Source organism: Actinotalea alkalitolerans (genome assembly GCF_023369855.1).
Classification (GTDB): Bacteria; Actinomycetota; Actinomycetes; order Actinomycetales; family Cellulomonadaceae; genus Actinotalea.
This window is the reverse complement of the sequence record NZ_JAMBPP010000002.1, coordinates 134,500-148,639: the sequence shown is the minus strand read 5'-3', so window position 1 is coordinate 148,639 and position 14,140 is coordinate 134,500. Positions and strand designations below refer to the sequence as shown.

Genomic DNA, 14,140 nt, shown 5'->3' with positions numbered 1-14,140 from the left:
GCAGGCATGGGGACGGTCGGCGTCCGCGTCCGCTCAGGGCGATCAGGCGGGGGTGCCGTCCTCGGTGCTCTCCGGCCGGTCGCGGACCAGTCCGGCCACTCCCCGCCAGGCGAGCCGGCTGACCAGCTCGACGGTGTCGTCGACCGGTACGGGCTCGCTCGAGCGGTAGCGGGCGGTGGCGCTGACCCGGGCCATCCCGACCAGGGCGGCGCTCAGGAGCTCGGCGTGAGCGGGCGGCAGCCCGGCGAGCTCGTGCAGCCCGCGGCAGATCGCACGGGCGGCGTCGGCCGAGGCGAGCTCGATGCGTGCCCGGACGTCGGCGTCCCGCGTCACGTCGGACTCGAAGAGCAACGAGAACGACTCGCCGGCCTCCTCGACGAACTCGACGTAGGCCCGGACGATGGCCCTGACCACCTCGCGCCCGCTCGGCGCGGTGTCGGTCGGGGGCTGCGTCCCCGGGACGGGAACGGCCGCCAGCGCGGCGTCGACGGCCGCCACGAGGGCCAGGCCCCGGTGGTCGACGACGGCGAGGTAGAGGTCGAGCTTGGACGGGAAGTGCCGGTACAGCACCGGCTTGCTGACCTCTGCCCGGTCGGCGATGTCATCCATCGAGACGTGGTGGAAGCCCTCGTGGGCGAAGAGCTCCTGGGCGACCGTGAGCACCTGCGCGCGTCGCTCGTCGCGCGGCATCCGTGCCGCCCGTGGGCGGCTGCTGCTCTCGGGGGTCACGTGCTGATGCTAGCCAGGCGACGGTCGGCGTGGTCGGTGCACCTGCACACCGGGCGCCCCCACGGTCGTGCCCGGCTTGCCCCGAGGTGCCACCATGGAGCGGTGGTCGATCACCGAGGTGCGCGCACGGCGGGTCGCCGTCGTGCGCCCCAGCACGGGCGTCGCCGGGGGGACGGCGTGTTCGGCGCCTCGGCGCTGGTCCTGGCCTCGGTCCTGGCGCTCACCGGCGGTGCAGGGGTCGGCGCGGCGCTGAACGGGGTCGGCGTGCTCGAGCTCGCCGACGGTCTGGCCGCGGTGCGCAGCAGCGCGCAGGAGCCCTCCCGCGGCACGGGACGGACGTCCTCGGAGCAGGCGCAGACCGGACCGGTGGGCCCCGCCGCGGACGAGGTCGGCAACCGCGGCCCGTCCTACCGCGAGGGTGACCTGCCGATGCTCACCCTCACCGTCCCGCCGGCCGTCACCCCCACCCCCCAGCCATCGCCACCGCCGGACCCGGACGCGGTCGACGAGAACGGCCTGACCGCCGCCGACCGGGCCGCTGGCCTGCTCTCGCGCGAGACGCCCGCCGCAGCGGGCGGTGAGCTCCAGGTGGTCGCCGGCCAGACACCCGCACCGCTCGACGACCGACCCGTGCAGACCGTGCGGGTCGAGGTGGAGGCCGGGCTCGCGGTCGACCACGCCCTGTTCGCGGCGACCGTGATGGAGATCCTCAACGACCCGCGCGGCTGGGGCGCCGACGGCTCGGTGACCTTCGCCCGGACCGACGGCCCGGCCGACCACCGGGTGGTGCTCGCCTCGCCCCAGAAGGTCGACGAGCTGTGCGCCCCGCTGCGCACCGAGTCGCTGTACTCGTGCGGGCGCAACGGCCACGCCGCGCTGAACCACTGGCGCTGGGTCGAGGGCGCCTCCGAGTTCGACGACCTCACCGTCTACCGCCAGTACCTGGTCAACCATGAGGTCGGGCACCTGCTCGGGCACGGGCACGTGGAGTGCCCCGGCGAGGGTCTGCCGGCCCCGCTGATGCAGCAGCAGTCGATCTCGGTCGCTCCGTGCACCCCCAACGGCTGGCCGTTCCCCGACGCCTGACCTGGCGTGGTCGGGCGTGTCGGGCCGCTGTGGTGGGATCGGTGCGTGCCCCCGCCGCTGACCCTGTCGCCCCCGCTCGCCCGGGGTGGGCTGCCGACCCCGGACGCCGACCAGCGTCGGGTCCTGGCGCACCGTGGGTCGGCCCTGCTGGTGCGAGGTACCGCCGGCACCGGCAAGACCACCACGGCACTGGCCTGCGTCGTCGACCGTGTCGGACGGGAAGAGGTCGAGCCCGGGCAGGTCCTGCTGCTGGCCCCGACCCGGCGGGCGGCCGCACGACTGCGCGACGACCTGTCCGGAGCCATGCGGCGGACGGCAGGGCAGGCGATCGTCCGGACGCCGGCCTCGGCGGCCTTCTCGGTGCTCCGGTCCCGTGCGGCTCTGCTGGGAGAGCCGCCGCCGACCCTGATCAGCGGCCCCGAGCAGGACCTGGTGCTCGCCGACCTGCTCGCCGGCCACGCCGAGGGAGAGGGCGCACCGGTGGGCTGGCCCGAGCGGGTCCCGCCCGCCGCCCTGGGGCTGCGGGCCTTCCGGGACGAGCTGCGTGACCTGCTGATGCGGGCCGCGGAACGAGGGCTCCGGCCCGTCGACCTCGCCGGGCTGGGCCGACGGCACGGCCGGCCGGAGTGGGTGGCGGCCGCGGCCGTCTACGAGGAGTACCTGGACGTCACGCAGCTGCGTCAGGCCACCCCTGACGCCGGAGAGCGGTACGACCCGGCCGCCGTGGTCGACGAGGCCGTGGAGGCGCTGCGCAGCTGGGAGGCGACGGTCCCCGGCGCGCCTCGCCCCCGGTGGGGCCTGGTGGTCGTGGACGACTACCAGGAGGCGACGGCGGCCACCGCCCGCCTGCTGCACGTGCTCGCCGACGACGGCGCGCAGCTCGTGCTGCTGGGGGATCCCGACGCCGCCGTGCAGACCTTCCGTGGCGCGACGCCGGCCCTGGTCGCCAGGGCGACCGCGACGCCCGGTGCGGCCGACCCGGCCGCACTGGGCGCCCACGAGGTGGTGCTCGGCACGGTGTGGCGGCACGGGCCGATCCTGCACCGCGCGGTGCGGTCGGTGACCGAGGAGATCCGGACCGGCGCGGGGCGACGTCACCGTGCGGCCACGGCAGCGGCCGCCGACCACGGTGGCGCGCCGGCGCGGGTGGCGATCCTGCGATCTCCGGCGCAGGAGGCTGCCTACGTCGCCTACACCCTGCGCGAGGCCCGTCTGCACGAGGGCATGCCGTGGAGCCGGATGGCCGTGGTGGTTCGTTCGGGCAGTCAGGTCACCGAGCTGCGCCGGGCTCTGCTGGCCGCCCAGGTCCCCGTGGCGGTGGTCGGCAGCGACGTGCCGCTGCGTGCCGAGCCTGCGGTCCGGCCCCTGCTGCTCGCGCTCGAGTGCGCGCTGCACCCCGCCGACCTCTCCGCGGAGGCAGCCGGGCTGCTGCTCGCGTCGCCTCTCGGCGGGCTGGACGCGGTCGGCGTGCGTCGGCTGCGCCGGGCGTTGCGAGCCGAGGAGCTCGCCGGCGGAGGTGGACGTTCGAGCGACCCGCTGCTGGTCGAGGTCCTCGACGACCCTGCCCGCGCGGCGTCGTTGCCCGCGTCGGTGCGCCGACCGGTGGTCCGTCTCGCAGGGCTGCTGGCCGCAGGTCGCGACGCCCTCGGGCGACCGGGTGCGACCGCCCTGGACGTGTTGTGGGTGCTCTGGTCGCACGCCGGTCTCGCCGAGCCGTGGCGGCGCAGCGCCCTTGCCGGCGGTCCGGCCGGCGCCCGGGCCGATCGCGACCTGGACGCCGTGCTGGCCCTGTTCAAGGCGGCCGAGCAGTTCGTGGACCGGTTGCCGCAGGCACCGGTGCGGGCCTTCCTCGAGCACCTCCAGTCCCAGGACCTGCCTGCTGACTCGCTCGCGGCGCACGGGGAGAGCACCGAGTCGGTCGCGGTGCTGACGGCCGCCGGTGCCGCGGGCGGTGAGTGGGACCTCGTGGTGGTCGCGGGGGTCCAGGAGGGGACGTGGCCCGACCTGCGCCTGCGTGACTCGATGCTCGGCGCGCAGCACCTGGTCGACGTCATGGCCGGGCGCGTGGCGACCGACGCAGGTGCCGGTACCGACGCGGCGAGCGGTGCACGGGTCGTGGAGGCGGCCGAGGCCCGGGCGGCGGTCCTCGACGACGAGCTGCGGGCGTTCGCCGTGGCCGTGTCGCGGTCCCGTCGTGCTCTGCTGGTCACCGCGGTCAAGGACACCGACCGGCAGCCCTCGGCCCTGCTGGACCTCATCGACCCCGGCCCCGAGGGCGCGGCGGTCGACCCTCGACTCACCAGCGTCCCCCCGGCGCTCGACCTGCGCGCCGTGGTCGCGCAGTGCCGGTCGGAGCTCGAGCAGGACGCCGTGCCCGGCCGGCCCGCGGCACACCTGCTGGCCCGGCTGGCGGCCGAGGGTGTCCCGGGTGCCGATCCCACGCAGTGGTACGGGGCGGTCGCACTGTCCACCACGGCGCCGCTCTGGCCCCAGGAGCGGCCCGTGCCGCTGTCCCCCTCTCGTCTCGAGGCGGCCTCGACGTGCGCGCTGCGATGGGCGCTGGAGGCCGCAGGCGGCACCGCGGCGGACTCCGGTGAGCAGACCCTGGGGACTCTCGTCCACGAGATCGCCGCCGCGCTCCCGGGGGGGACCGAGGACGAGCTCGCCGCTCTGCTGGACCAGCGCTGGAGCGAGCTCGGGCTCTCCGACGGCTGGGTCGGTGCGGTGCAGCGGCGCCGGGCCCGGGCGATGGTCCGGCACCTGGCGGCCTACCTCAAGGCGCAGGGGGAGCCCGTCGCGGTCGAGGAGCCCTTCAGCGTGCAGATCGGCAGGGTCGTGCTGCGAGGTTCGGTCGACCGCCTCGAACGGGTCGGTGACACCCCCGAGGGTCGACCGCTGCTTCGGGTGGTCGACCTCAAGACAGGACGGTCGGCGGTCTCCAAGGACGACGCCGCCCGGCACGCCCAGCTGGGCGCCTACCAGGCGGCGGTCGAGGCGGGTGCCTTCGAGGACCGGTTCCCCGGTGCGGCCTGCGGCGGCGCGGGCCTGGTGTACGTCGGCACCACGAACAGGTCGTACTCCGAGAGGCAGCAGGACGCCCTGCGTCAGGACCCGGACCCCGGCTGGGCCGCCGACCTCCTCGAGCACGTCGCGGACACGGTGAGTCGTTCGGCCGTGGCCGCGACGAGGAACGACCTGTGCCGGGTCTGCCCGGTCACCCGCTCGTGCCCGGTCCAGCCCGAGGGCCGCGGGGTCGTCGGATGAGCCAGGGACCCGCGTACAGCGCCGAACGCATCGCCGGGATGCTCGGGATCCACCCGCCGACCCCCGAGCAGACCGCGGTGATCGAGGGGCCGCTCGAGCCTGTGCTGGTGGTCGCGGGCGCGGGCTCGGGAAAGACCGAGACGATGGCCGCCCGCGTGGTCCACCTGATCGCCAACGGGCTGGTCGCCCCCGAACGGGTGCTCGGGCTGACCTTCACCCGCAAGGCAGCGGGGGAGCTGTCCGAGAGGGTGCGGCATCGCCTGCGGGGTCTGCGGGTCGCTCTCGGTGACGACCGCGGCCGGCGTTCGTCCCTGGTCGCCCCCACCATCTCGACGTACAACTCCTACGCCGCGGGTCTGGTCGGCGACCACGCGCTGCGGCTGGGACTCGAGCCGTCCTCGCAGCTGCTCGGTGAGGCGGGTCGTTGGCAGGTCGCGCACGGTGTGGTCGAGCAGTGGTCCGAGGACCTCGACGTGGACCTGGCGCCGGCGACCGTCACCCAGGCCGTGCTGGACCTGGCCGGGAGCCTGGCCGAGCACCTGGTCGATCCCGAGCAGCTGCGCTCCGAGGCCGAGCGGCTCGTCGAGGTGATCACCCGGCTGCCCGGCGAGGGTGTGCTCAAGGGGCCTCTCGCCACGGTCCAGGCGGTCCAGGCCTCACTGGGTCTGCGTGCGCGTCTGGTGGACCTGGTCGTGGAGTTCGTCGAGCGCAAGCGGCAGGCCGACATGATCGACTTCGCCGACCAGGTGGCCCTGGCGGCTCGGCTGGCCCGCGAGGTGCCCGAGGTGGGGGCGATCGAGCGGGCCCGCTTCGGGGTGGTCCTCCTCGACGAGTACCAGGACACCTCGGTGGCCCAGCTCGAGCTCCTGCGTCACCTGTTCGGGGCGGGTGACCCGGCCGGGGCCGGGCACCCGGTGACCGCCGTCGGTGACCCGCACCAGTCGATCTACGGGTGGCGCGGGGCCAGCGCCGGCGGGCTGGCACGCTTCCCCGTCCAGTTCCCGTCGCGCACTCCGCAGGGAGGCCTCGTCCCTGCGCGCCGGCTGGTCCTGCCGACCTCGTGGCGCAACGACCGGGCGGTCCTGGACGCCGCGAACCAGGTGGCTGCACCGCTGCGCCAGGAGGCGGGCAGCGGACCGCACGGCCTGGACCTGCCGCTGCTCGCCCCGCGCCCCGGTGCCGGGGAGGGTGCGGTGGCGGCGTGCTACCTCGAGACGCACGAGGACGAGGCGCGCGCGGTCGCCGAGTTCGTGCGCAGCCACTGGGAGGGTGCGCGGCACCCCGACCAGGGGCCGGCGACGCCTGGCGGGACCGTCCGTGCCGCGGTCCTGTGCCGCAAGCGGTCCCAGTTCCCGGTGATGCAGGCGGCACTGCTGGCAGCCGGGCTGCCGGTCGAGGTCGTCGGGCTCGGTGGCCTGCTGTCGACACCGGAGGTGGTGGACCTGGTCGCGGCCCTCGAGGCGGCGCACGACCCGTCGCGGGGGGACTCGCTGATGCGGCTGCTGACCGGACCGCGCGCGCGGCTGGGGTTGTCCGACCTGCACGCGTTGGCCGACTGGTCGGCCGAGCTCGGTGGCCCGGGACCGCGGGCGAACCGTTCGGCGCGCGCCGGCACGCCCGGCAGCGCACCCGATGGTGCCGGGGTGCAGGAGACCGACGTCGTCGACGAGCGCAGCATCGTCGACGCCCTCGATGCTCTGCCGCGCCCGGGGTGGCAGAGCCACCGGGGACGCAGCCTGAGCGAGACCGGGCGTGCGCGCCTGGAGGACCTCTCGGCACTGCTGAGCGCACTGCGCAGCCAGACCTTCCTGCCCGTGGTCGACCTCGTCACGGAGGCTGAGCGCCTGCTCGGGCTCGACATCGAGGTCGCCGTGCGCCCCGGGGTCGCCCCGGCGACGGCGCGGGCCAACCTTGACGCCTTCCGTTCGGTCGCCGCCGCGTTCAGCGACTCGAGCGACGCGAGCACCCTCGGTGCCTTCCTGGCCTGGCTCGACACGGCCCAGCGTGAGGAGAGGGGCCTCGAGGCGCCGGTGGGGGAGATGGACCCGGACGCGGTGCAGCTCCTCACGGTGCACGCCTCGAAGGGCCTCGAGTGGGACGTCGTCGCGGTGCCGGGAATGGTCGAGGGCAGCTTCCCGACGACGCCACGGACCTCGGGGTGGATCAAGGAGCACGGGTCACTGCCGACCTCGCTGCGCGGCGACCGTGACAGCCTGCCCGACATCGACCTGTCGGCGGCGAGCGACATCACCGACCTGGCCCGGCGTTGTGACGCGTTCAAGGACGAGCACGCGGCCCACCACCTGTTCGAGGAGCGGCGACTCGCCTACGTCGCCCTCACACGCGCCCGCAGCGCGCTGCTGCTCAGCGGCTCGTGGTGGCGGGAGGGGAAGCGGCCCACACCTCCGTCACGGTTCCTGGTCGAGCTGGTCGACTCCGGCGTCGTGGGGGTCGACGAGCGGTCGTGGGTGCCGGACCCTGCGGCCCCCGACGAGGACGGTCGCCCGGTCACTCCCGTCAGGCCCGAGCCCGTCGCGACGGACCCCCCGCTCTGGCCGCCGACGGACGCCTTCGCGCCCGACCGGCAGGTCCGTGTCGAGCAGGCGGCGGTCGCGGTGCGCGCAGCCCAGGAGGATCTGCGCCGGGGACGACGGGCCGAGGGCGGGACCAGGTCGGACCTCGAGCTGGTGGCCGAGCTGCTGCTCGACGAACGGCGGCGCGGACGTACCGAACGTTCGTCGGTCGCCCTGCCGGCCCACCTGTCCACGTCCTCGGTGGTGCGGCTCGCCGGCGACGCCGACACGTTCGCACGGCAGCTGCGTCGACCCGTCCCGCTCGCACCGTCCGTGCACGCCCGGCGAGGGACGGCCTTCCACGCCTGGGTCGAGTCGTACTACGGCTCGGCGGCGCTGGTCGACGTCGACGAGCTCCCCGGGGCCGACGACGAGTCCGTCGAGGACGGGCTGGACCTCACCGCCCTCCAGCAGGCGTTCCTCGCCTCACCGTGGGCGGGTCGGACACCTCTGGCCATCGAGGTCGACATCGAGACCCCCCTGGCCGAGGTCATGGTGCGCTCCAGGATCGACGCGGTCTTCGGCGAGTCCGACGGCGGGGTCGTGGTGGTCGACTGGAAGAGCGGGCGCCCCCCGCGGGAGCCCGCACAGGTCCGGGCCCGGGAGGTCCAGCTGGCCGTGTACCGGCTCGCCTGGTCCCGGTGGAAGGGGGTCCCGCTCGAGACGGTGCGGGCAGCCTTCTTCTACGCGGCGACAGGGGAGACGATCCGACCCGACGTGCTGCTCGACGCGCACGAGCTCGAGGCCCTCATCGCAGGGACGCCGACCCCGCGGGCGGGCTGAGGTCTATCGGGTGAGCGGCGGCTCGAGACCCTCGCCGCGGTCGACGGACCCGGCCTGGTCCGTCGGGTCACCCGGGTCCACCTGGTCCGTCGGCTCCACCTGATCCGCCGGTTCCACCCGGTCGCCCGGCTCTCCTGCGTCCGTGGGCGACCGGGGACCTCCCGGGTCGGAGGAAGTGTCGGGTTCGCCCGGGTCGGTGCCGAACGTGTCCGAGCCGGAGGGTGACCCGTGCTCCTCCAGGTCAGCGGCGGCCTCCTCCTCGGCCAGCAGCTCGGCGGCAGCGAGCTCCTCGGCCAGACGCGCGTCGAGGTCCACCAGCATCTCGACGGCGTCGTCGATGACCGTCTGGTCCTGGTTGCGCACGCCGAACAGGAGCCATCGGGCCAGGGCCAGCTCGCCGGCGAGCAGAGCACGGTCGACCAGGTGCCGGTCGGTGAGCTCGGTCCGCCGCAGGCTGTAGGCCTCGAGGATCGGGTCGACGGCCTCGTGCGGGGCGGCCACCAGGAGCCACGCGAGATCGTCCGCCGGGTCGGCCACCTTCGCCTCGGCCCAGCCGAGGATCCCGGTGGGCCGTCCCGACCAGCACAGGACGTGGTCGGCCGAGAGGTCGCCATGGACGACGGTGGGATGGAACCGCCAGAGCGCGACGTCCTCGAGGGCGGACTCCCAACGACGCAGCAGCGCGGCGGGGACCCTGCCGGTGCGGGCCGCCTCGTCGACCTCGCTGAGCCGGCGTCGGCGGTAGGACTCGGCGTCGTAGACGGGCAGGCCTGCGTCCTCGACGGTCGAGGTGGGCAGCTCGTGGAGGGCGGCGATCGCGCGTCCCAGCTCGGCGGCGAGCCCGGGCCCGGGACCCAGCGCGTCCAGGCGCAGCGGGCGTCCGGCCAGCTGCGGGTGGACCACGGCGCGACCCCCCTCGGGCAGCTGCGCGAAACCCACGGGGCGGGGTACGTCGAAGGGCAACCGGTCGGCGTCGACCTGCACGGCCAGTGCCTCGAGGAGCGCGACCTCGGCCTCGAGCGCGGCACCGGCGGCGGCGGTCGTGGGTGCCCTGACCACCCAGCGCCCACCCGAGGCGTCGATGACCACGGCCGTGTCCACCCCTGCACCGGGGTGGGCCGGTCGACGCACGTCGAAGGCGTCCAGTCCGGGGACGGCGACCGTCGCCAGTGCGGCCAGGGCGAGCGGTGATCGGGGCACGGTGCCACGGTAGGCGCCCGGTGCGGCCTCGGCACACCTGTGCGCGGGCGTGTCCGGGTTTCCTGATGCGTGAGGGGCGGGATCGGTGACCCGGACGGCGACGGACACCGGTGCGGTCGTCCGCTCCACGCCCCGTAGCGTGAGCACATGGACTGGACCCGCCTGCCACTCTCCCGCTCCGAGGTCGACCGTGCGGCACACCTGCGGACCGGTGTCACGGTGATCGACGACGCACGTGCGGCGACGGCGACGCGCGTGGTCCTGCTGCACGAGGGGCGCCTGGCCACCCGGCAGACCGAGGACGGGCAGGTCCGGCTCGACCTGCGTCGTCCACCGACGGTGCCGGTGGACGACGCGCTGTGGGTCTTCCTCGGTGTCGGCCCGGACGGCGTGGTGTACCTCGCCGCGGACCTGCCCGACCTGCCCACCGAGTCGGTGGACATCGAGGGTGTGGTGGCCCCCGGTGCGCTCACCGACCTCGTGGCGGGCGCCACCTGGTCCTCGTTGCGCGAGGTGGGCTCGCGGCTCGACGCGCGCGACGCGGGGCTCGCCACGACCGCCGTGGGGCTCGCGGCGTGGCACTCGCGGCACCCCCGGTGCCCGCGCTGCGGCTCGATGACCGAGCCGGCGACCGGTGGATGGACACGGCGCTGCGCCGTCGACGGGTCGGACCACTACCCACGGACCGACCCGGCCGTGATCATGGCGGTCCTCGACGCCGACGACCGTCTGCTGCTGGGGCACGCCGCCCACTGGCCCGAGCACCGGTTCTCGACGCTCGCGGGCTACGTCGAACCGGGAGAGTCGATCGAGGCAGCGGTGCGTCGAGAGGTCGCCGAGGAGGTCGGTGTGTCCGTCGGCGACGTCACCTACAAGGGCAGCCAGCCGTGGCCCTTCCCGGCATCGCTCATGCTGGCCTTCACCGCGCGGGCCCTGACCACCGACCTGACGGTCGACGGCGTCGAGGTGACCGAGGCGCGGTGGTTCACCCGCGCGGAGCTCGCCGAGGAGGTCTCACGCGCTGCGGTGCTGCTGCCGATGCGGACCTCGGTCGCACGGGCGCTGATCGAGGAGTGGTTCGGCGGAGAGCTCGGGGGTCCCTGAGCCCGAGCCCCGGCGCCCACCTCGCTCCGCCGCCCACCTCGCTCCGCCGCCCACCTCGCTCGGCCCCGCACGGCACTCAGCCGCCGAGGCGCCGGGTGACCTCCGCGAGGGAGGGGTTGGTCGCGGCCGACCCGTCCGGGAAGACCAGCGTCGGGACGGTCTGGTTGCCACCGTTGACGTGCTCGACGTACGCCGCGGCGGCGGGATCCTGCTCGATGTTGATCTCGGCGAACGCCACCCCGGCTGACCGCATCTGGGACTTCAGGCGGGAGCAGTAGCCGCACCACGTGGTCGAGTACATGGTCACGGTTCCGGCGGGGGGCAGGGTGGTCGTCGCGTCGCTCATCAGGTCCCTCGGGTCGGTGCGGTTGTCGAGGGCTCCAACACCCACCGGGCTCGATCCCTTCCCGTGACGGTGACGTCGCCCACAGCCCGCACGGGCCGGGCCTGCCACCGTCGGTGGCGGCTGCCACACTGCGCAGTGATGTCAGCCGACCAGCTCCTCGACGCGCTCGACCCCGACCAGCGGGAGGTCGCCCGCGCCCTCACCGGTCCCGTGTGCGTCCTGGCGGGCGCGGGCACGGGCAAGACACGGGCCATCACGCACCGGATCGCCTACGGCGTGCGGACGGGGGCGTACACCCCCACCGCGGTGCTCGCGGTCACCTTCACCGCTCGCGCCGCGGGGGAGATGCGCACCCGTCTGCGCGAGCTGGACGTCGTCGGGGTGCAGGCCAGGACCTTCCACGCGGCGGCGCTGCGTCAGCTCAGCTACTTCTGGCCCAAGGTCATCGGGGGTGCGCCGTCCCGCATCCTCGAGCACAAGGCACCCGTGGTCGCCGAGGCCGCAGCCCGGCTCGGTCTCGGGGTCGACCGGCTGAGCGTGCGGGACCTGTCCTCCGAGATCGAGTGGGCCAAGGTCTCGCTGGTGGCCCCCGGTGACTACGCGGTGGCCGCCGCGGCGATCGACCGCCCGCCGCCCGCCGGGTACGACCGCACCACCGTGGCCCGGCTCATGGAGCAGTACGAGCAGGCCAAGGAGGGCCGCAACGTCATCGACTTCGAGGACGTGCTGCTCTACCTCGGACGGATCCTGCAGGAGAGGCGCGACATCGCCGAGACGGTGCGCTCGCAGTACCGGCACTTCGTGGTCGACGAGTACCAGGACGTCTCACCGCTCCAGCAGTGGCTGCTCGACCAGTGGCTCGGCGGACGCACCGAGCTGTGCGTGGTGGGCGACCCGAACCAGACCATCTACTCGTTCACCGGCGCGACACCGCACCACCTGCTCACCTTCTCCACCACGCACCCCGGCGCCACCGTCGTCCGGCTGGTCCGGGACTACCGGTCGACCCCCCAGGTCGTCGACCTGGCCAACCGGATGCTCAGCCGCACCCCGGCACAGCGGCGCCGCGAGGGCGGCATCGAGCTGATCGCGCAGCGCCCCGCCGGCCCCCCGGTGGGTTTCACCGCGTACGGCGACGACGAGGCCGAGGCCGCCGGTATCGCCGGTCGGATCCGTCGTCTGGTCGCCGCGGGGACCCCGGCGCGGGAGATCGCCGTGCTGTACCGGACCAACGCCCAGTCGGCGGCCTTCGAGCAGTCGCTGGCCGAGGCGGGGATCGGGTACCTGGTCCGTGGAGGCGATCGGTTCTTCGCGCGCCGTGAGGTGCGCGACGCGATCCTGCTGCTGCGCGGTGCGGCTCGTGCCCGGGCCGAGGAGCCGATGGTCGAGGCCGTGCGCAGCGTCCTGTCCTCCTCGGGCTGGAGCCCCGACCCGCCGTCTGCCCGCGGAGCGGTCCGGGAACGCTGGGAGGCGCTCCAGGCGTTGGTCGCGCTCGCCGACGACCTCGCGGCGGCCCGCGGAGGGACCACCCTGGTGGACCTGGTGACCGAGCTCGACGAGCGGGCCGCGGCCCAGCACGCGCCGACGGTCGACGGGGTGACGCTGGCCTCGCTGCACGCAGCCAAGGGGCTCGAGTGGGACGCGGTCTTCCTCGCGGGCCTGTCGGAGGGGCTGATGCCCATCTCGCTCGCCGAGACCGACGCCGCCGTGGCCGAGGAACGGCGCCTGCTGTACGTCGGGGTGACCAGGGCCCGCGAGCACCTCGAGCTCAGCTTCGCGCGCGCCCGGAACCCGGGAGGCCGTGCCGGGCGCAAGCGCACCCGGTTCCTGGACGGCATCTGGCCCGAGGAGGGCAGCGGCCGACGACGTCCCGGTGCGGTCCGGGGCTCCGTGCTCACCGGTGAGCACGACCCCGCGCTGTTCGAGGCCCTGCGGGAGTGGCGTTCCCGGGTCGCCGCGGAGACCGACAAGCCCGCCTGGACGGTGCTCGTGGACGCCACCCTCGAGGCGATCGCCGAGCTCAAGCCGGCGAGCGTGAGCGAGCTCTCACGGGTCCAGGGCATCGGCCCGGCGAAGATCGACCGGTACGGCGCCACGGTGCTCGCCATCGTCGCCGCGCACCGCTGACGAGCACCGCGGAGGAGCACCACGGAGGAGCACGGCAGGGCCACCGTCACCCCTGCGCCACCCCCCGTCGGGGGAGCCCGCAGGAACTGATCGGGAAGAAGTTCGAATAATCGGTTGTGCGGTGCGTCCTGGCAGTCCTAGGGTTCTTCTCGTCCTTGTAGGAGGTCCGGCCGAGAGGTCTGGGCCTGAGTCGAGAGGGGGTGGGTGCACTGATGATCACAAAGACCGTGGTGATGGCCGCTGCGACAGCAGCAGGCTTCGTCCCGCGTCTCCTCGCGCCCGCCACCCCGCTCTCGCCCCAGGGGAGTGGTCTGCGCGCGATCGGCGGCAGTGACTTCCGTGGAGGGAAGCACCGCACCACATCCATCGAGCTCGACTCCGTCACGGAGGCGCTCCGGGTCTGACGACCAGGAGCCTCATCCAGGCCGCGGAGTCCTCTCGGGACCCGCGGCCTTCGTCGTTCTCCGCCCTGTTCGGGCGATCAGCGAAGGCAGCCGGTCCCGGCACCCACCACAGCTGATCATCAAGGACATCCAGGAGGACCTCGTGCGGCTCACGACGCTGCTCGACACCTTGAACCAGGGCGGATCCGGCCCCTGGCCCTCGTCCCATCCCGCATCCATCACCTCTGCCTCGCCGGCCGAGGTCGAGACCTTCGACCAGCTGATCGCCACGCTCATCCCCTGCCGTGAGCACGATGCCGAGCTCTGGTTCGCCGAGTCCACGGCCGACGTCGAGCTCGCCAAGTCGCTCTGCCAGGAGTGCCCGGTCCGTGCCGGGTGCCTCGCGGGGGCGATCTCCCGTGAGGAGCCGTGGGGCGTGTGGGGAGGAGAGGTCTTCGTCGGCGGGACGGTCGTCCCGCGCAAGCGGGGCCGTGGGCGCCCGCGCAAGGACGAGTCTGCTCCCGCCGCGTGAGCGGCGGGAGCAG

10 protein-coding genes are annotated in these 14,140 nt (G+C 74.5%); 7 read left to right on the top strand and 3 right to left on the bottom strand.

Translation table 11 applies throughout. From position 1 onward, the window contains the following. Positions 1–42: 42 nt before the first annotated feature. Positions 43–729 carry a TetR/AcrR family transcriptional regulator gene (locus M1R94_RS02460; protein WP_249380082.1) on the bottom strand — a complete coding sequence of 229 codons (687 nt, stop codon included), beginning with the start codon at positions 727–729 and terminating at the stop codon, positions 43–45. Positions 730–831: 102 nt separating this feature from the next. Between M1R94_RS02460 and M1R94_RS02455 the strand changes: the two genes are divergently transcribed. Genes M1R94_RS02455 through M1R94_RS02445 form a run of 3 tightly spaced genes read left to right on the top strand, consistent with a single transcriptional unit; the run spans position 832 to position 8,435 of the window. Further along, the gene (locus M1R94_RS02455) at positions 832–1,815 is read left to right on the top strand and encodes a DUF3152 domain-containing protein (RefSeq protein ID WP_249380081.1); all 984 of its coding nucleotides are present in this window, start codon (positions 832–834) and stop codon (positions 1,813–1,815) included. A gap of 45 nt (positions 1,816–1,860) precedes the next feature. After that, on the top strand, positions 1,861–5,079 hold the full coding sequence (locus tag M1R94_RS02450; protein WP_249380080.1) for an ATP-dependent helicase: 3,219 nt from the start codon (positions 1,861–1,863) through the stop codon (positions 5,077–5,079). Further along, positions 5,076–8,435: an ATP-dependent DNA helicase gene (locus M1R94_RS02445; protein WP_249380079.1), complete on the top strand. Its 3,360-nt coding sequence runs from the start codon at positions 5,076–5,078 to the stop codon at positions 8,433–8,435. Before M1R94_RS02450 ends, M1R94_RS02445 begins: the two co-directional genes overlap by 4 nt. A 3-nt stretch (positions 8,436–8,438) precedes the next feature. Here M1R94_RS02445 and M1R94_RS02440 read toward each other — a convergent pair whose 3' ends face one another. Next, a complete protein-coding gene (locus M1R94_RS02440) occupies positions 8,439–9,635 on the bottom strand; it encodes a phosphotransferase (RefSeq protein ID WP_249380078.1) in 1,197 nt (398 codons plus the stop codon). A 147-nt stretch (positions 9,636–9,782) separates the two neighbouring features. Here M1R94_RS02440 and nudC point away from each other — a divergent pair, with 147 nt between their 5' ends. Further along, the gene (nudC, locus tag M1R94_RS02435) at positions 9,783–10,739 is read left to right on the top strand and encodes an NAD(+) diphosphatase (RefSeq protein ID WP_249380077.1); all 957 of its coding nucleotides are present in this window, start codon (positions 9,783–9,785) and stop codon (positions 10,737–10,739) included. Between the two features lie 76 nt (positions 10,740–10,815). On the opposite strand, the gene M1R94_RS02430 is transcribed toward nudC, so the two are convergent. After that, on the bottom strand, positions 10,816–11,085 hold the full coding sequence (locus tag M1R94_RS02430; protein WP_249380281.1) for a mycoredoxin: 270 nt from the start codon (positions 11,083–11,085) through the stop codon (positions 10,816–10,818). A gap of 138 nt (positions 11,086–11,223) precedes the next feature. On the opposite strand from M1R94_RS02430, the gene M1R94_RS02425 reads away from it, so the two are divergent. The 3 genes from M1R94_RS02425 to M1R94_RS02415 all read left to right on the top strand — a co-directional run bounded on the left by M1R94_RS02425 (position 11,224) and on the right by M1R94_RS02415 (position 14,127). Continuing rightward, positions 11,224–13,212, top strand: coding sequence for an ATP-dependent helicase (locus M1R94_RS02425; protein ID WP_249380076.1), 1,989 nt, complete (start codon positions 11,224–11,226; stop codon positions 13,210–13,212). Positions 13,213–13,424: 212 nt separating this feature from the next. After that, on the top strand, positions 13,425–13,616 hold the full coding sequence (locus M1R94_RS02420) for a hypothetical protein (protein ID WP_249380075.1): 192 nt from the start codon (positions 13,425–13,427) through the stop codon (positions 13,614–13,616). A gap of 142 nt (positions 13,617–13,758) precedes the next feature. Further along, the gene (locus M1R94_RS02415) at positions 13,759–14,127 is read left to right on the top strand and encodes a WhiB family transcriptional regulator (RefSeq protein ID WP_308199863.1); all 369 of its coding nucleotides are present in this window, start codon (positions 13,759–13,761) and stop codon (positions 14,125–14,127) included. Positions 14,128–14,140 lie beyond the last annotated feature (13 nt).

Excerpts from the sequence above, each read along its gene's own strand:
- M1R94_RS02445 (WP_249380079.1), top strand. The coding sequence starts at position 5,076 with ATGAGCCAGGGACCCGCGTACAGCGCCGAACGCATCGCCGGGATGCTC.
- nudC (WP_249380077.1), top strand. The coding sequence starts at position 9,783 with ATGGACTGGACCCGCCTGCCACTCTCCCGCTCCGAGGTCGACCGTGCG.
- M1R94_RS02430 (WP_249380281.1), bottom strand. The coding sequence starts at position 11,085 with ATGAGCGACGCGACGACCACCCTGCCCCCCGCCGGAACCGTGACCATG.
- M1R94_RS02425 (WP_249380076.1), top strand. The coding sequence starts at position 11,224 with ATGTCAGCCGACCAGCTCCTCGACGCGCTCGACCCCGACCAGCGGGAG.
- M1R94_RS02420 (WP_249380075.1), top strand. The coding sequence starts at position 13,425 with ATGATCACAAAGACCGTGGTGATGGCCGCTGCGACAGCAGCAGGCTTC.